We start from the raw sequence: 21,290 nt of genomic DNA, 5'->3' as shown, positions 1-21,290 counted from the left end.
AACTCCGCCGAGGCCCGATTCTCGCATGCGTGATGCTTCGGGAGTTGCCTCCCGACGAACAATAACGAGGAGCCCCCCTGCCCTTCATCGCCGCCCATGTTCAGGAGTTGCGAGGGGGAACACGTCGCGGAGCGACCTTGCCATGCCCGACCCCTCGCCGACAACCGACGCCAACTCCTCCTCGAAGAAGACCGCTCCTGCCGAGGAGGGAACCTCTGCGCTGCGCGCCAAAATCCGAGCCCTGCCGAAAACGCCCGGCGTCTATCTGATGAAGGACGCGCAGGGGCGCGTCATTTACATCGGCAAGGCCAAGAATCTGCGCAGCCGGGTCGGCTCCTACTTCGTCAAGGGGGCCGAGACCGACCCTCGGATCCGCGACTGGATCGGCGAGGTGGTGGATCTCGACCACCTCGACGCCGACAGCGAGGTCGATGCCCTGCTCATGGAAGCCCGGTTGATCAAGGACATCCAGCCGAGGCACAACGCCGACCTGAAGGACGACAAGAGCTTCCCCTACCTCCAGATCACCACCGGCGAGGACTTTCCCCGCGTCAACTTCACCCGAGAACCCCGCGACCGCGGCGTGAAGCTCTACGGACCCTTCCCCCGCGCCAAAGGGCTTCGCGGGGCCATTCAGGTGCTTCAACGCATTTTCAAATTCCGCACCTGCTCGCTCGACATTGATGAAGATGATCCAAGGTGGCGATGGTTCCGTCCCTGCCTCCTGCACTCGATCAACCAGTGCACCGCCCCCTGCAACCTCCGAATCGACAAGGAAACCTATAAAAAAGACATCCGCCGCCTCCGCCTCTTTCTCGAAGGCAAGAAGGACGTCGTCCTCCGCGAGATGGAAGACGAGATGAAGGAGGCCAGCAAGGCCCTCCAGTTCGAGAAGGCCGCCCGATTGCGCGATGAGCTGAAAGCCCTGCAGAACCTCAACCTCCGCGGGAATCTCGAAGACCACGCCCAACCCGAGGTCTTCTACCAGGATCCAAAGAAGGGGCTCCGCGGCTTGCAGAAGGTCCTGAACCTCCCGACCACCCCCCGCACGATTCACGGCGTCGACATCGCCCACCTCGGCGGCACCGAGACGGTCGGCTCGCTCGTCACCTTCATCGACGGCCTCCCCTTCAAGCCCGGCTATCGGCGCTACAAGATCAAGAGCGTCAAGGGAGTCGATGACTACGCCTCGATCCGCGAGGTCGTCTCCCGCCGCATCCAGGGGCTTCAGGAACGGGACGAGCCTTTCCCCGACATCTTCCTCATCGACGGCGGCAAGGGGCAGCTCAACGCCGCGCTCGACGCCTTCAAGGCCCTCGGCGTCGAGGTCCCCACGCTCATCTCCCTCGCCAAGCAGGCGGAAGAAATCTACGTCCCCGGCCGGCCCGACCCCATCGTCCTCTCCCGCCGATCGTTCGCACTCCGCCTGCTGCAATATGTCCGCGACGAGTCGCACCGCTTCGCCCAGCATTATCATCACATGTTGCGATCGAAGCGAACCCTCGGCGATGATGTGACTTGAGGTCCCTTGCCCTGCGGACTCAACACCTAGGGCCAATCTGCTCGACTTGACCGTTTGATCGCGGCCCCCTGATCCCGACGCCCGGCTCGACCTCCAGCGAATCTTGCATCGCATTTATGACGCGGCCGGATACCATTACGACATCTACGACGGCCGCCCCGAGCCCCCCCTCGGCCCCGAAGACGCCGCCTGGGCCGCCGCGATCGTCCCCCAGCCGACAGCCGAACCGACCCCAAACGCTCCTGCCCCCCCGGACCACTCATGATCCTCGCTTCCGCCTCCGGACTCGGCCGCCAGTACACCGGCGACCCGATCTTCACCGATCTTGCGTTCGAAATCCGGGCCGGAGAGCGGATCGGCCTGGTCGGGCCGAACGGCGCGGGCAAGACCACCCTCATGCGCCTGCTCGCCGGCATTGATCAGCCCGACATGGGCCGTTTGAACATCAGGCAAGGCATCCGTGTCAGCCTTCTGAAGCAACAGCCCGACTTCGACCCGAACAAAACCCTGTTCGAGGTGGCCCGATCCGGCCTTGCCTCCTTGCTCGAACTGCAGGACGAACTCGAAGAAGCCGCCCGAGAGATGGCCGAGGCTGACGACGACGCCGACCGCGAACGTGCGTCCCGACGCTACACCGATTTGCAGGACCAGCTCGAACACCAGGACGCCTACGCCATCGAGCACCGGGTCGAGGAGATCGTCTCCGGCCTTGGATTCAAAACAGAGGAGTTCCATCGCCCCGCCGGCACCTTCTCCGGGGGGCAGCAATCGCGATTGATGCTGGCCCGGCTCCTGCTCGAAAGCCCCGATTTGATGCTTCTGGACGAGCCGACGAACCACCTCGACGTGGCCACCGTCTCCTGGCTCGAAGCCTACCTGTCGAGGCAGCCGACCGGCATGGTGATCGTCAGCCACGACCGCTACTTCCTCGACGCGACCGTGACGAAGATCTGGGAACTGTTCCAGGGGCGGGTCGACGCCTATCCCGGCAATTATTCCCAGTACTGGAAACTCCGCGAGGAACGGGCCAAGATCCTTGAACGACGCGCCGAGAAGCAGGCCGAGCAGGCCGCCCACCTCCAGAAATTCATCGACAAGTTCTCCGCCGGCACCCGGGCCACCCAGGCCAAGGACAAGGCGAAGAAGCTCGAACGGGTCATGTCGGAAGATATCGAGCTGATGCGGAACATCACCGGCCCACCGATGGGCTTCGATGAGGTCGTCCGCTCCGGAGACGTGGTGATCGAGGCCAAGGACCTGGGTAAGTCATACGACAAACCCTTGTTCAGCCACTTGAACCTCCAGGTCCAGCGCGGCCAGTGTGTCGCCATCATGGGGCCGAACGGCGCGGGCAAGTCCACGCTCATCAAGACCCTCATCGGCCGCATCAAGCCCGACGAAGGGGAGGTCAAGCTCGGCCACAAGGTCACGGTCGGCTACTACGACCAGGGGCTCGAATCCCTTCCGGCCGACACCCCCGTCCTCCGCGCTGTCTGGCCCGATGATGACCCATCCTGGGTCATGCAGGATGTCCGCGACCTGCTCGGCAAGTTCGGCCTCTCAGGAGACCTGGCCTTGCAAACCGTCGGCAAGCTCTCCGGCGGCGAGAAGGGCAAGGCCGCCCTGGCCCGACTGGCGGCCACGGGGGCGAACCTGCTGGTGATGGACGAGCCGACAAACCACCTCGACATCTGGTCGTGCGACGCCCTGGAGCGGACGATCCGGGAGTTCGAAGGAACTGTCCTCGTCGTCAGCCACGACCGCTATTTTCTCAACCAGGTGGCCGACCGGCTCATCGTGGTCGATGGCGGCCGCGCCCGGGTGGTCGAGGGGGATTACGAGGTCTACCGCCGGATGCTCGATCAGGAGGCCGAGACCCTCGCCGCCCGTCAGCGCGCCGCCGACGACCGCAATGGCTCAGCCAAAGGGGGCGGCTCCTCCACGGCGACTCGATCGGCCGACACCCCTCCGAAGGGAAAGAAAAAGAAAAAGTACCCCTATCGCAAGGCCGCCGACATCGAGCGCGAGATCGCCGAGGTCGAGGCCGAGATGGGCGAACTCGAACACGCCCTCGGCCTTTCCGAAACCTGGAAAGACGCCGATCGCGCTCGGGCCGCTCAGGAACGTTACGACGAGCTGGCCGAATCGATCAAGGCCCTTTACGAGCACTGGGAAGAGGCCCTGGAGTATAATAGCTAGAACGGTTTCCGCTTGTTCGTCTTGGTTCGATCACGCCTCGGCCCCCCTCATCCGGCCTTCGACCACCTTCTCCCCCGCTTGCGGGGGCAAGGGTTGAATCTGCCTCCCTCTCCCCGCTCGCGGGGAGAGGGCCGGGGTGAGGGGTCTTCGGCCAGATCGCAAGGCGTGGCGTTCGTTCAGGAACCTTCTTCATCCGGCCTTTGGCCACCGGCTCCCGCGTGTGCGGGGGAGGGGGCTCAGGGACCTTTCGCCATCGATGGCCGACGAACGGCCCTTCCCCTTCGCACCGAACCCTCACCCCCCACCGGCACGACCGAGTCGATCTGATGCCCGACCCGCAACGCGTTCTTCCCTTGATCCGCCGCGCGGCAATGCTCTCTCGGGCCACTCCCGGCAGGGTCGGGAGCGTGGTGGCGATCCCTCCCGAGTCGGTCGATGACGTCATGGTCGTCGGCGATCTGCACGGCAACCTGATCGCCTTCCGCAAGGTCCTGGCCGTCGCCGATCTGAAGACCCACCCGAAGCGCCATCTCGTCCTGCAAGAACTCGTGCACGGCGACAGCTTCTACCCGGACGAGGGGGGAGACCGGTCGCATCAACTGGTCGATCTGGTCGCGGCCCTCAAGTGCCAGTTTCCTGAGCGCGTGCACCTGATTTTGGGCAATCACGAACTCTCGGAACTGACCAACCGACCGATTGCCAAGAACGGCGTGGCGCTCAATGCCCTGTTCCGGGCCGGGGTCGAGACGGCCTACGGCCCGATGGCCGACACCATCATCGAGGCCTACCACGACCTCTTTCGCTCCCTCCCGCTGGCCGTCCGATGCCCGAACCGGGTGATGCTCTGCCACACCCTGCCCGACGGCAAGATGCTCGACGATCTCGACCTCGAACCCTTGCATACGGGCGTCTGGCCCCCCTCCTCCATGCAGCGCGGCGGGGCCGTGTATGCAATGACCTGGGGACGCGACGACCGCCCCGAGACGGCCGACCGCTTCGCCGCCTTGGTCGATGCCGACTGCTTCATCACCGGGCACCAGCCCTGCGACGACAGCTTCCGCGTGGCCAACCACCGCCAGCTCATCATCGACGGCACCGGCCCCTATCCGGCCTACTGCCTCTTTCCTGCGACCGAGCCGGTCACGGTCGATTCCCTCAAGGACGGCGTCCGGCTGATCGACCTGGCCTCGGGATGATCCGCCTGGGTGTTGAGCCGGGGAACCAGGGCGGAAACGAATCGCCCCCTGAACAATCAAAAACGGCCCGATCGAAAGGACCGAAGTCCGATCAATCGGGCCGTTTTGAATAAGCCGGCCGGGGTTCGCCTCCTCGAACCACCTCTCCCATAGCTCAAGGAGGGAGACCCCGACCAGCTCAGGTTGGTGACTCTCCCCGAGCGTTTCATGCGCTTCCAGGGAAGAATCGGTGTAAGACAGGGCGAGCGGGGGGGTCGTGCGAGGCAACCCGCTCGCCCTTTGGCGGTTGACCGATCGAAGCCGGTCGTCGCCAAGGGGTGGGGTGATTGCTTGTCAATGAGAAGGACTCACAAGCCCGATGCATTCCGCGTTGGCTCGTGCCTTTGATGTGGAAAAGAGAAAGCAACCTGAGTGCCAAAGCGGCGCGCGTGACCCGCCATCGCATTGGGCTTCCCCGCTCCGTGATGCGCTAAGCTCGTTGGCTCAACCACTTGCGATCGGAAAAAAATTCGACCGAGAGTTGCCCTCGGTTCCTCCATCCTTCGGGGCTCTCCTTGGCTTGTGCTCCGAAATGCACGCTTCGCGCGCAGTCTTGCCTCTGGATTCGGCGGCCGTTTCCTGTGGGGAGGCACCACCGGATTGACCGCTTGTCGGACGACGTCCCCTCGGTACACTGGGAGCATGATTGAGGATCGCATTCGAGAGAACCTGGACCGCGTCCGCGGTCGGATCGCCGAGGCCGCCCGCCGATCGGGCCGCGCCCCCGATGCCGTCCGGCTGGTCGCGGTCACGAAGAAGAACCCGCCCGAGCGGATCCTGCCGCTCATCGCCCACGGGCAGCTCGACCTGGGCGAGAACTTCCCCCAGGAGCTCTGGAAGAAGGTCGAGGCGCTGGCCGATCAGCCCGTCCGCTGGCACCTGATCGGCCACCTGCAAACGAACAAGGCCAAGCGCACCGCGGCGATGGTCCACCTGATCCACAGCGTCGACTCGCTCAAGCTGCTCCGCCTGATCGACGCCCTAGAGTCTCCCCCCGCCGTCCTGCTCCAGGCCAATTGCTCGGGCGAGGAGGCCAAGCACGGCTGGTCTCCCGAGGCGATGCTCGCCGAGGCCGAGGCCATCGCCTCCTGTGCTCGCGTCCCGATCGTCGGCCTGATGACGATGGCCGGCTACGACACGACCAACGAGGAGGCCCGCCCCACCTTCGCCCTGCTCCGCGACCTGCGCGACCAGATGCGCTCACGCACCGGCCTCGACCTCCCCGAGCTTTCGATGGGCATGTCCGGCGACTTCGAGGCCGGCATCGAGGAAGGGGCCACGCTCGTCCGCGTCGGCTCGGCCCTGTTCGAGGGGCTCGACGCGCCGTGATCACCCTGACGGCCCACGCCGATGGCACCGTCATCCCCGTCGTCGCCCAGCCCGGCGCGAAGCGTCCCGGCGTCCTCGGCGAGCGCAACGGTGCCCTCCGCCTCGCCGTCTCCGCCCCTCCGGATAAGGGCAAGGCGAATGCTGCCCTGGCGACCTTGCTGGCCGAGGTGGTTGGTTGCAAGCCGTCCGCAATTGTCCTTCTGTCCGGCCCGACGAGCCGCCAGAAGCGGTTCTTGATCTCCGGATTGACGCCGGACGAGGTTCGCAATCGCCTGGCGGCTACTCTGCCTTCCACCTCTTCGACGAAGCGCTAATGACGCAAAGGTTTCAGCCAAAGGCAAGCCGTGCTCGGCAATTGATGACTTTCGGTCCGCACCCGATCTGACCTTCGACACCTCTTAAATCAGAGAGGGCATCCGATGTCCGAGCACGAGGCTATCGATGATCCTGTCCTGGGGAGGCTGAGATGGGATGCCGTCCGTGGAGAATGGGTCTTTGCGTTCACCGTTCCGAGCGGAAAGTCAGTCCGAGTTGGCATTACCCCTGAGGACAGCCGTCTACCTTTGGAACATCAGGGCTTAACGGAAATCCGGGATTGTGTCAGTTGGATTGTGATCAACGAACCTTCCATTCGAGCCTTTATTGCAGATCATATGTTCGAGGGCTGGAAAAGTGGTTGGTACGACGAGGAAATCGACGAAGTGATCACAAAAGAGGGATTTCAAGAAGCCATTAGCATGTCAGGGGTCAGCATTCTGGAAGATCGAGTTGCTACGCTCTACTACAACGACGCTGGGCTTTTCGGCGGTCACGCGATCGTATTGTCCGTGAGAGGAAGGGGCGAGCATTTCATTGATGAACCTCAACTCTGGGGCTGACCACACGCCGAAAACCTCTGATGACGGGACAGGAGAGACATGATTAACGCCATATGGACTGGGTCGCCTCTGAGGAACTCAATTATCCTTCTCAAGAACAGGGGCAGGTCTCCGGAGCAGGCGCCGCGGTGGGGGCGGGTCTGAGGTATGATGGGGAGGAAGCCGGTAGCCCGCCGGCATCGTCACGACCCGATCGCAAGAGCACCGACCGCCCGAGCCCCCTCCCATGCCGGACTACCCCGCCGAAGTGACCGTCACCCCCCTGCCCTCCCCCCCGAAGGCAACCGTCCGGGTGCCGGGGTCGAAAAGCCTGACGAATCGGGCGCTCGTGGTCGCCGGGCTGGCCCGAGGCCGGAGCACCCTGACCGGCGCCCTCGACAGCGACGACACGCGGGTGATGATCGAGAGCCTTCGCCGACTGGGCCTGAGCGTCGAGCACGATCCCGCCTCGGCCACGATCGTCATCGAAGGCCGGGGGCGGCACCTGCCGGCCGAATCGGCCGATCTGTTCGTCGGGAACTCGGGGACGACCTTGCGGTTCCTGACGGCAATGGTCTGCGTGACCCGGGGGACGTACCGGCTCGATGGCGTCCCCCGGATGCGCGAGCGTCCGGTGGCCGATTTGCTGCTGGCGCTCAACCGCCTCGGGGCCGATGCCCGGAGCGAGTTCGACAACGGTTGCCCGCCCGTGATCGTCCAGGCCGACGGGCTCGACGGCGGCTATGCCGAGGTCCGGGGGGACGTGTCGAGCCAGTTCCTCAGCGGCCTGCTGATGGCCCTGCCCTGCGCCAAGGGGCCGACGACGGTGGAGGTGATGGGCACGCTCGTCTCGAAGCCGTACATCGCCATGACGATGGAGGTGATGGCCGCATTCGGTCGTCGGATCAGCAACCGCGACTTCAAGCGGTTCAACGTCGAGCCGGCCCCCTACTCGGCCCGATCCTACGCGATCGAGCCCGACGCCTCGGCCGCCAGCTACTTCTTCGCCGCGGCGGCGATCACCGGCGGGTCGATCACCGTCGAGGGGCTCGGGACCGAGAGCATCCAGGGGGACGTCGGCTTCGTCGACCTCCTGGAGCACATGGGCTGCACCGTCGAGCGGTCGAAGTCGTCGATCACCGTCACCGGCAACGCGCCGCTCGTCGGGATCGACGTGGACATGAACGCCATCAGCGACACGGTGATGACCCTCGCCGCCGTCGCCCTCTTCGCCGACGGGCCGACCCGGATCCGCAACATCGCCCACATCCGGCACAAGGAAACCGACCGCATCGCCGCCCTCGCCGCCGAACTGCGCAAGCTCGGTGCCGAGGTGGACGAGCAGCCCGACGGCCTGATGATCTTCCCACCGTCAACCATCACCCCCGCCCGCATCCAGACCTACGACGACCACCGGATGGCCATGTCCTTCGCCCTCGTCGGCCTGAAGGCCAAGGGGGTGACGATCCTCGACCCCGGTTGCGTGGCCAAGACCTACCCAGGCTTCTGGGATGATCTGGCCCGCCTCGGCTGACCGGCCGCGCGTTATACCGTGGCCGGTTCTCGGATGGGTTTCTTGCGTTCAGGTGATCGAGGATTCGGTCCAGAATCCTCTCCCCTGGGCGTTGCGGCATCCAGCCGGGGCAGGTCCGGATTCTGGGCAGAGCCCGTCGTCACGATCAATCCGAACTCGGCCCCCCAGGCAATGACCCGCGCCAAGCCTTCCCGACGCGCATCGAGCGGCACGTGCTTCGTCGCTCCGGCCTCGCCGACCGAAAACACCGGCCCCCCTTCGTAAAGGTCCACCAGACGCTCGGCATGACCAAGCGGCGTCAGTGCCTCCCGAAGTGAGGGGATCACCGCCGGTTGCAAGAAGGCGTAGTGCGCCATCGCCTCGCGGACGCCGATTTTCCCCAGTTCCCGGAGCAACGGCCGGAGATTCTCCCTCGTTTCGGTCAGGCCGGGGATCAACGGCTCAATCCGGGCCTCAACCGGAACCCCGGCCTCGATCAGGCATTCGATCCCCTTCAGCCGGCGAGGCCCCAGGGGGGCCATCGGCTCCAGCGCCCGGCTCAGGGATCGGCCGAGCGTCGTCACACCCACCGCCACCCGCACCCGATCCGGAGCCGACCCGAGCAACCGCGCCAGGTCCCGCGTCACACGCCCTCGGGTCATCAAAACGACCTCGATCCCCCGCTCAAGCAATTGCTCGATGATCCGGAGCGTTGCCGACCGAATCTCCCGGATCGGCGGCAGCGGATCACTACTCGGGCTCAACACCACCCGTTTCGGCGGCACGTCGAGCGCCTCAATCGCCGGGCCGATCGCCTCAACCACCCCCGGATCGAACAGCAACCGCCCCGGCCCTGGATCGCGCACCGTCCCCTTCACGAAGCAGAACGCGCACCCCATCGCGCACCCGGCCGTCAGGTCGAATCCATAAAGCCCCGACTCCTGCACCCCTCCCCGAGCCGGTCGCAACAAGGGCCCCCGCCGTCGGACCTGCCGCACGCTCGGCATCGGCACCGATCGACCGAGCATCCCCTGCTCCGGTTCCGCGATCGCAAGCTCCATCGTCGCTCCCTCCGTCACAGAGGAGTCGGCCGGACTCGTCCCGGTCCCTCGTACCTGAGCCCCAAGTGTACGGACGAATTTTACTGCCGTTCTGTACAGAAGGCAACCGAGCCAGCGAACAATCGCCAACGCTCGGATCGCTCACACCGCTCCCGAACCCTTCTCACCCCTCCCGCACTCCCCCCTTGACAACGAAGCAGTTCGGCTTCATTTTGATAACGAGAATTCATTCTCGATTCTGCGCGGTCGGTCTTCCCGAGCGATGGAACGGGAGACCGGGGGGAGAGTTCCCCTCGGAGGTGATCCCCCGCGCGTTGCTGGCCGTGGTGCGCCCGAGGTTCCGGGTCCCGATCATCGTGCGCGCTGCGAGCCAAAAGGTTTGAAGACGCCAAGATATCTTCAAAGGACGACTGATGCACCTCATGAAACGATCCCGCGGCTTCACGCTCATCGAGTTACTGGTGGTCATTGCCATCATCGGCATTCTGATCGCCCTGGTGCTGCCGGCGGTGCAGTCGGCCCGCGAGGCGGCCAATCGGATGAGCAGTCAGAACAACCTGAAGCAGATGGGCCTGGCGCTGCACAACTACGAGTCGAGTGTCGGGGCCTTGCCCGGCTTCGGCGAATCGACGGCGTTTGGCTACTCGGTCCACGCCCGCATCTTGCCGTTCATGGAGCAAGAGAACCTCCGAACACTGATCAACTTCGAGTTGCCGCTTTATGTCGGCTCTGGCCCCTGGATCAGCCTGAACCCCTCGCAGGCGACGGCATCACAAACGATCGTCCGCGGTTTTCTCTGCCCGAGCGATGCCCACGAACCGATGTTTGACCAGTATTTCGGCGGTCGGATGGCGGGCACGAACTACGTCGTCAACGTGGGGTCAGGGACAGGCACCTCGTACGACATCAACCACCGAACCGACGGCCTGTTCTGGAATGGATCGGCCGTTCGCCTGGCCGACCTTCGAGACGGTCTCTCGAGCACCATGGCGGCCTCCCAGTGCTTGCTCGGCCTCGGGTTTGACTCCGAAGGCCCGATGCCTGCCGAGGCAAACCGACAGACGGCCAACCTGGGAGCCCTTCTGCGGACCAACGGCGGCAATCCCGGGCTGGTGATGAACGGGCAACCGGTCGTCAACCCGGACCTGGCCACCTTGACCGCCACCACGACCCGATGGCGAGGCGATCGCGGCTACTCCTGGATCTCGGGCCGACAGGTTCCGGTGGCCTTCGACGCCTACCTGGCCCCCAACAGCCAGATCCCTGATGTCACGGCCCACGGCCGCGGCTGGATGGCCGCGCGAAGCAACCATTCCGGCGGCGTCAACGTCCTGATGGCCGACGGCAGCGTCCGGTTCGTCAAGGAAACCATCAACCTGTCCACCTGGCGAGCCCTCGCCACTCGTGCCGGTGGCGAGGTCCTCTCCGCCGATCAGTTCTAACCACCACGCACAATCACCAAGGGAATCATGAGGTCCACGAACATGAAACGGTTGCAAACGGTTCAGGCCGTCGAGCCTCGTCGCCTCGACGCCGCCTCGGCGGCTCATCTTCTGAGTCGAGCCGGCTTCGGTGCGACTCCTGAGGAACTCGACGCGCTGCTCGACCTACCGGTCGATCAGGCCGTCGCATCCCTGCTCGATACGGCCCAGGCCGCAGAGCCTCCCCGTCCCCCCGACTGGGTTCGCATTCCCTGGGTCAACACCGAGCGCCGCTTTGCCGACACCCCTCGCGAGGAATCGGCCGAAAACCACCGCCAAACCCGTCGCCGATACGCCTCGGAGATGAACGACCTCCGCTCCTGGTGGCTGGGCCGAATGATCACCACCGACGCTCCCTTGCGGGAGGTCATGACCCTGTTCTGGCACGGCCATTTCACCAGTGCCAACGACAAGGTCGGCATCTCGCAGGCCATGTACGAGCAGAACGCCACCCTGCGGCAATTCGCCCTGGGAAACTTCCGCGAACTGCTTGGCGCCATCTCCCGAGATGCCGCCATGATGATGTACCTCGATCTGGAAGACAGCGATGCCCGTCAACCCAACGAGAATTACGCCCGAGAACTCTTTGAACTGTTCACCCTCGGCATCGGCCACTACACCGAGCGTGACATCCAGGAAACCGCCAGGGCACTGACCGGCTGGACCCTTGACGTTCCTCCTGGTGTCTCAAAGCCCGATCGGCCCACCGCACCCGACACCCCGCGCAACTTCTCACGAGACGGCTTGCACGCCACCTTCGTCCCCGATCGTCACGACGACGCTGAGAAAACCGTCTTCGGCCGATCGGGACGCTTCGGCCTCGACGAGGTGCTTGATCTGATCGTCTCACGAGAGGAGACGGGCCTGCACCTGGCGTCCCGGCTCATCGACTTCTTCGGCGCGGCCGATCCTGCGGGAACCCTCCGCAATCGCCTGGCCTCCGCCTTCCGGGGTTCCGGGTTTGAGATGCGGCCGGTTTTGCACGAACTATTCACTGCCCCGGAGTTTTACGAGGAATCGTCCCAGGGGACCTTGATCAAGAGTCCGGTTCGACTGCTCGTCGGCGCCTGCCGACAGCTTCGCCTGGAGGTCGAACCCACCCCGAGTCTTGCGGATCTGACCGCCTCGATGGGCCAGGCACTGTTCGATCCGCCGAACGTCAAGGGATGGCCCGGCGGCCGGGCCTGGATCGGCTCGGGCACCCTGGCCGTGCGCTACCAGATGGCCGATGCCCTGTTGCAGAGCCGCATCCCCAACGGCCTGGAGCCGATCGGGTTCGACCGGTTCCTCCTCGTTCCGCGCGACCCTTCGCAGATGCAGGAACGGATGGAACGGATGGAACAGGCCATGACCGACCGCGGCGCCGAGCGAACCCGGGACGGCATCAAAACGCGATTCCATGCCGAAACGCTTTTCCCGGACGGACTCCCCGAGTCTCCGGTCGCGCTAGTCGATGCAATGCTCGACCGTCTGATCGTCACCCCGGTCCGTCCCACTGCCCGCAAGGCGTTGATTCGGGTCTGCCAGGCTGCTCCGATCGCCGATCGACCGGCCCTGGTTGTCCGCCTGATTCTCGCCTCTCCCGAATTTCAGATGGCCTGAACCGATTCGCTTCCCGAACCTCCTCAACAAGACAGGAGCATCCTCTTATGTTAATTCAGATGGGACGACGGGCCTTTCTTCGCCGGGCGACGGGGCTCGCCTCCTTCTCCGGAACGGTCCCGGCCTTTCTTCAGAAGACGAGCCTGGCCTTCGACGGCGATCCGAGCCGAGACGTGCCGCCAATCCCCGGCCTGAGGGACAACCGTGTGCTGGTCGTGGTCCAGCTTGCGGGCGGCAACGACGCCCTGAACACGGTCGTCCCGTATCGAGACGACTCCTATTACCGGGCCCGGCCGAATCTGGCGATCCCGTCGGCCGACGTCCTTCGCATCGATGATGAACTCGGTTTTCATCCCGAGCTGGTCGAGCTGCGCGAGTTGCTCGACGACGGAAACCTCGCCGTCGTCCAGGGGGTTGGGTACCCGAATCCCGACCGCTCGCACTTCCGATCGACCGAGATTTGGGAAACCGCTTCCCCTCCCGATGCCGTCTGGACCGAGGGTTGGCTCGGCCGCTACTTCGACAACGAGTGCAGCGGTGTCGATTCGCCCATGATCGGCCTGCAACTCGGTGAACGACCGGCGCAGACCTTCGCCCACCCGAGACCCCGCGCCGTCTCGATGGCCAATCCCGCCATCTTCGACTGGCCCGAGGAGGGGCCAGCGGGGCTCGGCTTCGAGCAGATCAATCAGATCGAGCCGACCGGCCTGGACACCTTCGATTACGTCCAGCGGGCGGCCAACGCCACCCTTGCCGCCTCTCGACGCATTCAGGAAGCTGTCCGAGACGACGCGACCGAGGCACCTTATGCCCCCTTCGCCTTCTCGCAATCGTTGAAGCTCGTCGCCCAGATGATCACGGCCGAGGTGCCAACGCGGGTCTACTACGTCTCGCTCGGTGGCTTCGACACCCACGCCCGACAAGACCGGCGCCACGCCAGCCTGCTTCAGGAGCTGAGCCAGGGGCTGGCCGCGTTCCGCGACGATCTGGACCGCCGAGGCCACCTTGACCGGACCCTCGTGATGACCTTCTCGGAGTTTGGCCGCCGGGTCGCCGAAAACCAGTCGGGAGGCACCGACCACGGAACGGCCGGGTCCATGCTTCTGATGGGCGACGGCATCCGTCCCGGATTGCTTGGCGACCGTCCCGACCTTTCGCAACTCGACGACGAGGGCGACCCCCGGTTCACCGTCGATTTCCGATCCGTCTATGCCGCGGTTCTCTCTGACTGGTTCGGCGCGGATGCCGAGGCCATTCTCAAGGCCCGCTTCCAACCCTTCCCGATCCTCGCTCCGGCTCGAACCCGCGCGTAACGCCTGGCTCGACCGCATCGCGCGTCGAACACCAGGGGGACCGCACTCCAATCCGAAGCATGCTTCGTGGCAGTGCGGTCCCCGTTTTCTTGAGTGTGAATTCCCAACTTCAACGGGCCTTGCACGCTCACAGCGCAAAGAACCGGAAGAACCCACCCGGCCGTTCCGGAGGGGGGGCCTGGGCTTGCTGGCGCAGTTGTTGGCCGCGACCGACGAGGTCGCCCGTTTCAGGAGAGACGGCCGGGGCCATCGTGAACCGGAACTCTCGTTCGTCTCGGAGGGTGAACGGGATCAGGTTCTCGGTGAAAAACCCGGTGAAGGCGTTGTTCCACCACGGGGCCGGGATCGGCAATTCGGTCTGAATCGTCTCGTACCCCTCGGCCTGGATCGTCACGCGACGGTCGCCGTAGTATTCGTAGCTGACCGAGACGGGGCTGATCCCTGATTCCTCGCCATTGACGAACACCAGGGCCCCCGGCGGATCGGTCCGGATCGTGTAGCGCCGTTCGACACAGCCGACCGCGGTCAGACTGAGCAGGAACAGGGCCAGGCAGATGGCCCGTCGTGTCTTGCAATTCGGGCGGGTCAGCATCGGTCGACCTCCGCGTTCTCCCGATCCCTCCCAAGGTTCGATTCGACCGGCGAGCGAGCGCTTGCCATCGTCGAAGGCACCTCAAAGGGCCGGGTCCGATCGATCGGTTCCAGATCAGATCACCGGGCGGCGGGGGAGCAGTCGCATCGCGGTAGGATCGGACGACCCGGGGCGAGCCAGCGACCGAAAAGGGATCGAGGAAGGTCCCCAGATCCTTACGGGTCGAGACGTGCGCCGCGGAGTCTAGCCGGATTCGAGCCGTCCGACAAGCCGGCTTGGCGCACGAGACAGGGGTGAGGAAGATGAGGACCCCTTCTCCTGAATGCTCTGGCCCCGGAAGGAACGCGTCTCGATGAAGATCCGGATCGTCTCCGAAGACCCCGCCCAGCTTGAGGTGGGCTGGCTCGTTGTTGGCATGTTCGAAGATCAGCCCGATCCCCCCTCCTGGCTCTCAGAGACGCCCGGTGCCGACACCATCCGCCGACTAATCGCGTCCCGAGATCTCTCGGGGGGGCTTGGAGAGGCGTCGGCGCTTCACGCCATGCTGGGTCCGTCGAGCGGGTCGATGCTGGTCGTCGGGCTCGGCCCGTCCGACCGCTTCGGCATGGGGGAAGCCTTCGACTCCGGCGTGCTCGTCGGCAAGCGGCTCGGCGGTCGATCACGGGAGTCGGTCGGCTTGGTCGTGCCCGAGGTGGGGGCACGGGCTCCTGAGCTTGCCTCGGCGATGCTTCAGGGAGTGTTGGTGGGCACCAGTGGTCCCGGCCTGGCGAAGTCGGAACCCGCTCGCTTCCCCTTCCAGGAACTCCGGGTGTGTGTGCCTCCCGGCTCATCGAGCGAACTGGGCCAGATCGAGCAGACCCTCGGCCGCGCCGAGATCCTCGGCCGAGCCATCAACCTGGCCCGAGAGTTGGTCAACCTTCCTCCAGGGCGGAAAACCCCCTCGCTGCTCGCTGACCGGATCCGGACCGAGGCCGGCCTGGCCGATCTGACGGTGACGATCTGGGACCAGGACCGCATCCGTCGCGAGCGCTTCGGCGGCCTGCTTGGCGTGTCGGCCGGTTCGGACGAGCCGCCGGCCTTCGTCATCCTGGACTGGCTCGGCGCGGCCGATCCGCAGGCGCCGGCCCTGGCCCTGGTGGGCAAAGGAATCACGTTCGACTCAGGTGGCCTCTCGCTGAAACCGTCGGCCTCGATGGAGGACATGAAGGCCGACATGAGCGGCGCGGCCATTGTGACGGCCGCGATGACGGCCATTGCTCGGCTCGAACTGCCGGTCAACGTCCGGGCCTTCCTCCCCCTGGCGGAGAACATGACTGGCGGTCGCGCGATGAAGCTTGGCGACGTGCTCACCATGCGAAACGGCAAGACCGTCGAGGTCATGAACACCGACGCCGAAGGACGCCTGATCCTCGCCGACGCCCTGAGCTACGCCGCCGAACAGGCCCCGTCACGGATCATCGACCTGGCCACCCTGACCGGCTCGTGCATGGTCGCGCTGGGACCGAAGGTCGCCGGCCTGTTCAGCAACGACGAGACGACCGCGCAGGCGGTTCAATCGGCCGCCGAGGCGGTTGGCGAACGTCTCTGGCCGTTGCCGATGGATGTCGACTTCCGCGAGTCGCTCAAGAGCCCCGTGGCCGACCTGAAAAACGTCGGTTCGAAGTGGGGAGGCGCCAGTATTGCCGGGAAGTTCCTGGAAGAGTTCGTCGCTGGTCGCCCCTGGGCTCACCTCGACATCGCCGGCCCCGCCTGGGCCGATTCCGACTCCTCCACCCGAGATGCCGGCGGCACCGGCTGCTTCGTCCGGACCCTCGTCCGACTGGCTGAGGAGGGCGTCACGCCCTGATCCTCCGCCGCTCGCTCAGGCGGGTTGCCGAGCGTAACTCAACCAGCGTTGCCCACCTTCGGCAACGGGACGAAGCCTCCTCCCTCGGCAATCAAGAGGGGTGGGGCTTCCGTTCCTTCCCTCTTGAAGACGACCGGCTTGCACCGGAGCGTCCCGATTCCCAGAGGATCAGTGTGCCTGGGACAGACGGATCGCGAACTTGCATTCGATCCGGCGGCTGTTGATGTCGATCGCTTCGAGGATGTCGATCACGTCGTCCGTACCGATGCCTTCGTCGATCGCCCAGTTGAGGATGTCGAGGTTCTCATCACCGCGCTTGATCCGACGGAAGATCTCGTCGAACAAGGGGCAAGAATCCCGAAACTCGCGCTGAAGGAGGCCGTAATCTTCCCGGTCCAGTTCGATCCAGAACGCTCGGCCTTGAAGATGTTCGAGCCACCGCTCGCGAAGAAATCCGTTCCAGTGTTCGCGGACCCAGCAGCGAATGGCCCAGTCGCCCAGATCGCGACCGGCTTTCTCACTCATGATCCACTTGAATCGGCGGGCCTCTTCCTCACCTTCGGCGAGGAGACTCAGTGGCGTGGGGGCTCGATGTATATCCACGGAGGGGCTGCTACACAACGCCATCATGACCTCCAGGCCATCCTGGCCCACTGCCTCATTGGGGAATGATAACTGGGTGATTTCCGCTCGCCAAGGCTCCCACGATGATGGTTCGGCAACCTGACAGCATGGTCAGGTGGTTAAGGATTGAAGATCGTTATGATTGCACGCACCTGAAAAGGAGGGTTTGGGTCACTATATCTCTGATTCTCACAGGCGCCAACCATCTTTCTCGGAAAACCAGAACGCCCCTTCCTCCGACGGCTCGAATGATGCCTCAGACCCACACGACCAAGCAGGCCAACTTACGAAGGACTCGCGTTGGGGGTAGAGGGAAGGTGGGGAAACCAGGCCAGGTTCCGACCGATCAAGGTGGCGACTCCCGATCGTCCGGCCGCCAGGGGGCCTCGGATCGAGTGGGTCAGGGCTCGCCATCGGACCCGACCGGACAGATCGTCGCAAATCAGGTGAGGGCCTCGGCGAGCGATCCGAAGCACCTCTCCCTCGGGGCCGATGCTGAAGATTCCGGGGGCGACCGCGTCTCGGCTCTGCGCCAGGGATCGGCCGGTCCCATCGTAGGCGATCACCCGCCCATCAGGGGCCGAGACGACCACCGCCGGCCCGACACACTCAAGTTGCCACGATTCCCACGGCACCGGCGATTCCCAGAGCACCCAGCCCCGTTCATCGTGCCCTCGCAGAATCTGGTGATGGCGGGCCAGGGTCAGCAAGGCCAGCTCGGAAGGCGCCCCCTCGGGGGCCGGTGCCAGGCCGAGGGGTTCCTCATAATTCGTCTGAGGCCCCGACACCACCGGGTTGCCGGCCGGATCGAACAGGAGCAGGCGGCCGTCATCGGTCGTCACCGCGGTCAAGCCGTCCGGACCGATTGCCAGTTCCTCCACGGCCGAAGGCAGTTCGCGGCGCCAGATCCAACGCCCGGCCGTGGTCGCTCGACCGACTCGATCCCGCTCCTGCACCGCGGCCAGCCCAAAATCGTCGGGCCGAATTTGCAGATGGGTCAACTGCACCAGGTTCAGGTCTTCCAGGCGTCTCCCGGCGTTCCGGCGCGCATCGAACAGCAACAGCTCGCGGTCGGTGGCCGCGGCAATCCAGCCCGGAGCCGTGCGCAACAACCGACCATTTCCCCCGATCGGCGGGGTTTTGCCCAGGCTCTTGCCCGCCGTCGTGAACAACTCCAGCCGGTCGCTGCTCGTCATCAAGCCGATTCGAGGCGGATCATCCAGCACAGCCAGGACGGCCGTTTCGGCCCGATCCTCGGTTTCGGTCGCCGTCAGCGACCAGGCCGGCTCCCGCATCGGGCTGGCGGCGGCCGGAGCCTGTCGAACCCCCGACCGAGCCGCCGACGCGGCCGGAGCCGGTCGAACCGCCGACCGAGCTGCCGGCCCTTGGCTTCCCTGACCGGACCGGGCCGACTCGTCCAGGTCGATCCGAGAGACTTCTCCCGTGGCTTGCCCATAGACGAGCCAGCGTCCGAGCGCGTCGATTTCGAGCGCCACGGCGGGCCTGGGCAAGGCGGTCTTCCACCGGACATTGCCGGCCCGATTCAGGAGAAACAGTTCCCCTTCCTGGGTCGCGGCCGCCATCGTTCGGCCAATGAAGTCGGGAACGGCGTTCACCGCCGTCCCGCCGAGGTGATAGGCTCCTTCGCTCCTCCCCTGAGCATCAAAGCGTTGGATTCCGTGAATGTAGCAACTGGCGATGATCGTGCCGCCGTCTCCGGTCACCGTCAACCGGCCGACATTCGAGAGCAACGACTCGCGCCAGGCGACCTCGGCAAACAGTTTTCCCCGGCCGCTCGGGTACAGATCGACCCCAAACAGCGAGCCATGCCCGGCCGCTCCCAGCAGTTTGGGCTGGCTGGGAACGAACACCAGATGAGCCAGCGGTTGCATCGTCTCGAACTCGCCGGCCTTGCGTCCGTACCGGGTGTAAAGGTGAGTCTGATCCATCCGGGAGGAGACAGCGACGAACCGGCCGTGCGGATCGACGGCGATCGCCAGGGGATCGGCCACCGTTTCACGATCGGCGATCAATTCCAGCTCGGGCCCGAACAACCAGAGCCTGCGCGATTCTCCCAGCAAGGCCACGAGCGAGCCGTCGTCACTGACCGCTCCTCCTTGAATGGCTCCCGGAGCGCGAACGGCCCAGATCCGTTCGCCGTTCAGGTCCGACATCACCAGGCCGTCCACCTCGTCCCAGGTGATGATCCGACCGGCCTCCCGCATCAGGCCCAGCCCTTTCAGGGGAGCGTCGGTCACGACGGTCCAGGCCAGGCTCGGTTGTAACTGGACGCCGGTCGAAGCATCGGACACGGACATGGTCGAACGTCCCTCCCTGAGCCGGCTCGAAGAACCGGCAACGGTCACCGTCCGTTGATTCTAGCGAGCGTTTCCGGCCAGGTCTTCGGCCTGCACCCTCCGGATGGCGATTCGAAGCGCCGGGTCTCGCTCCGGATCACCGAACGGAATCGGTTCGATGGCCTCCTCACTCCGATCCGACGCCGGTCGGGCCGACGAGGCGACCTCGATATCGGGCGACACGCCGTACTCGCTATACGGCCGGTCGTTCGGCGAGTAGAACTTGGCCGTGGTGAGCTTCAGCGCCGCGTCGGCCGCCCGAAGCGGATAGATGCTCTGCACCGATCCCTTGCCGAAGGTCCGCTCGCCGATGACCACCGCCCGACGATGTTCCTTCAAGGCTCCGGCCAGAATCTCGCTCGCGCTGGCGCTGTCGCCATCGACCAGGAGCGTGACCGGCATTTGCCAGGGGGTCGCCTGCGAGGCGAGATAATCAAACGTCTGGCCGGGGGCCCTGCCCCTCGTGGCGACAATTCGGCCGCGATCGAGGAACCGATCCGCCAGTTCGACCGCCACATTCAACAAGCCACCGGGATTCCCGCGAAGGTCCAGCACCAGATGGTGCATCCCCTTGGCCTGAAGGTCGGCCACCGCCCGATCCATCTCCGCCAGGGTGGTCTTCTGGAAACTGATCAACCGGATGAAGCCGATGCCGCCGGGAAGCAAGGCCGACGATTCCACGCTCCAGACTTCCACCGGACGCCGCACCAGATCCACCGTCCTTGTCTGGCCATCCCGCCCCAGCACTTCGACCGCGAACCCGGAATTCTCGACTCCCTGAAGCATGCCGGCCGCCGCGTCGAGGCTCAGCCCGTCGAGCGGTTGGCCGTCGACCACCACGATCTGCTCGCCGGGCTTCAACCCGGCCTCCCAGGCCGGACCATCCCGGATGACGTTGACCAGCAAGAGCCCCCGCTCCGAGCGTTTCAGCTCGACACCGATCCCAACGAAGTTCCCGTCAATCTCGGCGTACAGATCCGACAGCTTGTCCGGCGTGAGACAGCCGGTGTAATCGTCGAGCGCGTCGCAAGCTCCATACACGAATTCAAGCGCGATGGCGGCCTCGGGTAATCCCAGAGCCCGCTGGCCGAGGTCGCATGCCGACTCGACCTGGGCGTTCGCGTCCCCCCGGGACTGCACTGAAAGCTTCGCTCGCTGCGATCGATAGGCGTCTCGAAGCCACCGAACCCGATCGGCCCGCTCCGACGCATCAATGCGGTGGGCTTCGAGGAAGACCGGGTCACGCAGGGCGACCTCCAGATTATCGTAACCGTGTCTCAAGAGAGGTTCGAAGCGGACCGGATCAACATAGCCGATTTCGATTCGTTCCAGCAATTCCTCATAAAGCGCCATCACATCCGACCGGGGAAGTCGAAGCAGGACGCTCCGGAAGCTCCGGTCCTCGTAGCGACGACCGAGCCGGTAGTGGGTCTGGCAGAGCCGCAGGCGGTGGCGAAAGTCCGTCCGACTCGGCCAGCGTTCCAGCGCCTGCTCGTAAAGGTCCATCGCGCCGGACCAGTCCCGGGCACGCTCCCGCTCCAGGGCCTCGGTCAGAGCGTCTTCGGGCGTCCTCGGCTCGACCGTGCTCGACGCCTCGGATCGAGGGATCGATTGCCGGACGATCGAGCCCACGCCTTCGGTCTCGACCGCCGAGTTCGCCGCCATGGGCGAGGCGGGCAGGAATGCCAACGCCAGGATGAAAAGTCCCGTCAAGGGACCTCGAAGCAGGGCGAGCATCGGCCACGATCCTCCCGCTTTG

Annotated in this window: 16 protein-coding genes and 1 pseudogene; 12 read left to right on the top strand and 5 right to left on the bottom strand. The window is 65.0% G+C overall.

Annotated elements, in window-relative coordinates; genetic code table 11:
• The first annotated feature begins 142 nt into the window (after positions 1 to 142).
• The 8 genes and pseudogenes from GA615_RS18665 (at position 143) to aroA (ending at position 8,676) form a co-directional block, all read left to right on the top strand.
• A complete protein-coding gene (locus tag GA615_RS18665; protein WP_152052837.1) occupies positions 143 to 1,522 on the top strand; it encodes an excinuclease ABC subunit UvrC in 1,380 nt (459 codons plus the stop codon).
• Positions 1,523 to 1,595: 73 nt separating this feature from the next.
• A pseudogene (locus GA615_RS18660) lies at positions 1,596 to 1,787 on the top strand (DUF4058 family protein); the annotation flags it as partial.
• A complete protein-coding gene (locus GA615_RS18655) occupies positions 1,784 to 3,721 on the top strand; it encodes an ABC-F family ATP-binding cassette domain-containing protein (protein WP_152052835.1) in 1,938 nt (645 codons plus the stop codon). The pseudogene GA615_RS18660 and the gene GA615_RS18655, both read left to right, overlap by 4 nt.
• Before the next feature lie 326 nt (positions 3,722 to 4,047).
• Entirely contained in the window at positions 4,048 to 4,917 is an 870-nt protein-coding gene (locus tag GA615_RS18650) for a metallophosphoesterase (protein ID WP_152052834.1), read from the top strand.
• A 681-nt stretch (positions 4,918 to 5,598) separates the two neighbouring features.
• Positions 5,599 to 6,285, top strand: coding sequence for a YggS family pyridoxal phosphate-dependent enzyme (locus tag GA615_RS18645; protein WP_152052833.1), 687 nt, complete (start codon positions 5,599 to 5,601; stop codon positions 6,283 to 6,285).
• Positions 6,282 to 6,599: a DUF167 domain-containing protein gene (locus GA615_RS18640; protein WP_152052832.1), complete on the top strand. Its 318-nt coding sequence runs from the start codon at positions 6,282 to 6,284 to the stop codon at positions 6,597 to 6,599. Before GA615_RS18645 ends, GA615_RS18640 begins: the two co-directional genes overlap by 4 nt.
• Before the next feature lie 105 nt (positions 6,600 to 6,704).
• Positions 6,705 to 7,163, top strand: a complete 459-nt coding sequence (locus GA615_RS18635; RefSeq protein ID WP_152052831.1) for a DUF2262 domain-containing protein — start codon at positions 6,705 to 6,707, stop codon at positions 7,161 to 7,163.
• A 226-nt stretch (positions 7,164 to 7,389) separates the two neighbouring features.
• A complete protein-coding gene (gene aroA / locus GA615_RS18630) occupies positions 7,390 to 8,676 on the top strand; it encodes a 3-phosphoshikimate 1-carboxyvinyltransferase (RefSeq protein ID WP_152052830.1) in 1,287 nt (428 codons plus the stop codon).
• 11 nt (positions 8,677 to 8,687) lie between these two features.
• On the opposite strand, the gene GA615_RS18625 is transcribed toward aroA, so the two are convergent.
• The gene (locus GA615_RS18625; protein WP_152052829.1) at positions 8,688 to 9,716 is read right to left on the bottom strand and encodes an SPL family radical SAM protein; all 1,029 of its coding nucleotides are present in this window, start codon (positions 9,714 to 9,716) and stop codon (positions 8,688 to 8,690) included.
• A gap of 422 nt (positions 9,717 to 10,138) precedes the next feature.
• Here GA615_RS18625 and GA615_RS18620 point away from each other — a divergent pair, with 422 nt between their 5' ends.
• Genes GA615_RS18620 through GA615_RS18610 form a run of 3 tightly spaced genes read left to right on the top strand, consistent with a single transcriptional unit; the run spans position 10,139 to position 14,112 of the window.
• Positions 10,139 to 11,158, top strand: a complete 1,020-nt coding sequence (locus tag GA615_RS18620; RefSeq protein WP_152052828.1) for a DUF1559 domain-containing protein — start codon at positions 10,139 to 10,141, stop codon at positions 11,156 to 11,158.
• 42 nt (positions 11,159 to 11,200) lie between these two features.
• Entirely contained in the window at positions 11,201 to 12,799 is a 1,599-nt protein-coding gene (locus GA615_RS18615) for a DUF1800 domain-containing protein (RefSeq protein WP_152052827.1), read from the top strand.
• 47 nt (positions 12,800 to 12,846) lie between these two features.
• The gene (locus tag GA615_RS18610) at positions 12,847 to 14,112 is read left to right on the top strand and encodes a DUF1501 domain-containing protein (RefSeq protein ID WP_152052826.1); all 1,266 of its coding nucleotides are present in this window, start codon (positions 12,847 to 12,849) and stop codon (positions 14,110 to 14,112) included.
• A 127-nt stretch (positions 14,113 to 14,239) separates the two neighbouring features.
• Here GA615_RS18610 and GA615_RS18605 read toward each other — a convergent pair whose 3' ends face one another.
• Positions 14,240 to 14,704: a PEGA domain-containing protein gene (locus tag GA615_RS18605; RefSeq protein ID WP_152052825.1), complete on the bottom strand. Its 465-nt coding sequence runs from the start codon at positions 14,702 to 14,704 to the stop codon at positions 14,240 to 14,242.
• A gap of 322 nt (positions 14,705 to 15,026) precedes the next feature.
• Between GA615_RS18605 and GA615_RS18600 the strand changes: the two genes are divergently transcribed.
• Positions 15,027 to 16,550, top strand: a complete 1,524-nt coding sequence (locus tag GA615_RS18600) for a leucyl aminopeptidase (RefSeq protein ID WP_235905547.1) — start codon at positions 15,027 to 15,029, stop codon at positions 16,548 to 16,550.
• Positions 16,551 to 16,718: 168 nt separating this feature from the next.
• Here the strand turns inward: GA615_RS18600 and GA615_RS18595 are convergent, their stop codons facing one another.
• From GA615_RS18595 to GA615_RS18585, 3 genes are all read right to left on the bottom strand, one after another.
• Positions 16,719 to 17,075 carry a hypothetical protein gene (locus GA615_RS18595; RefSeq protein ID WP_235905546.1) on the bottom strand — a complete coding sequence of 119 codons (357 nt, stop codon included), beginning with the start codon at positions 17,073 to 17,075 and terminating at the stop codon, positions 16,719 to 16,721.
• Between the two features lie 383 nt (positions 17,076 to 17,458).
• Positions 17,459 to 19,492, bottom strand: a complete 2,034-nt coding sequence (locus GA615_RS18590) for a hypothetical protein (RefSeq protein WP_152052822.1) — start codon at positions 19,490 to 19,492, stop codon at positions 17,459 to 17,461.
• A gap of 60 nt (positions 19,493 to 19,552) precedes the next feature.
• Positions 19,553 to 21,268 (bottom strand): S41 family peptidase, encoded by a 1,716-nt coding sequence (locus GA615_RS18585; protein ID WP_152052821.1) that lies wholly within the window; start codon positions 21,266 to 21,268, stop codon positions 19,553 to 19,555.
• Between the last annotated feature and the right edge of the window lie 22 nt (positions 21,269 to 21,290).

This window comes from Tautonia marina (assembly GCF_009177065.1).
Lineage (GTDB): Bacteria > Planctomycetota > Planctomycetia > Isosphaerales > Isosphaeraceae > Tautonia > Tautonia marina.
This window is presented reverse-complemented; position numbering and strand designations above follow the sequence as displayed.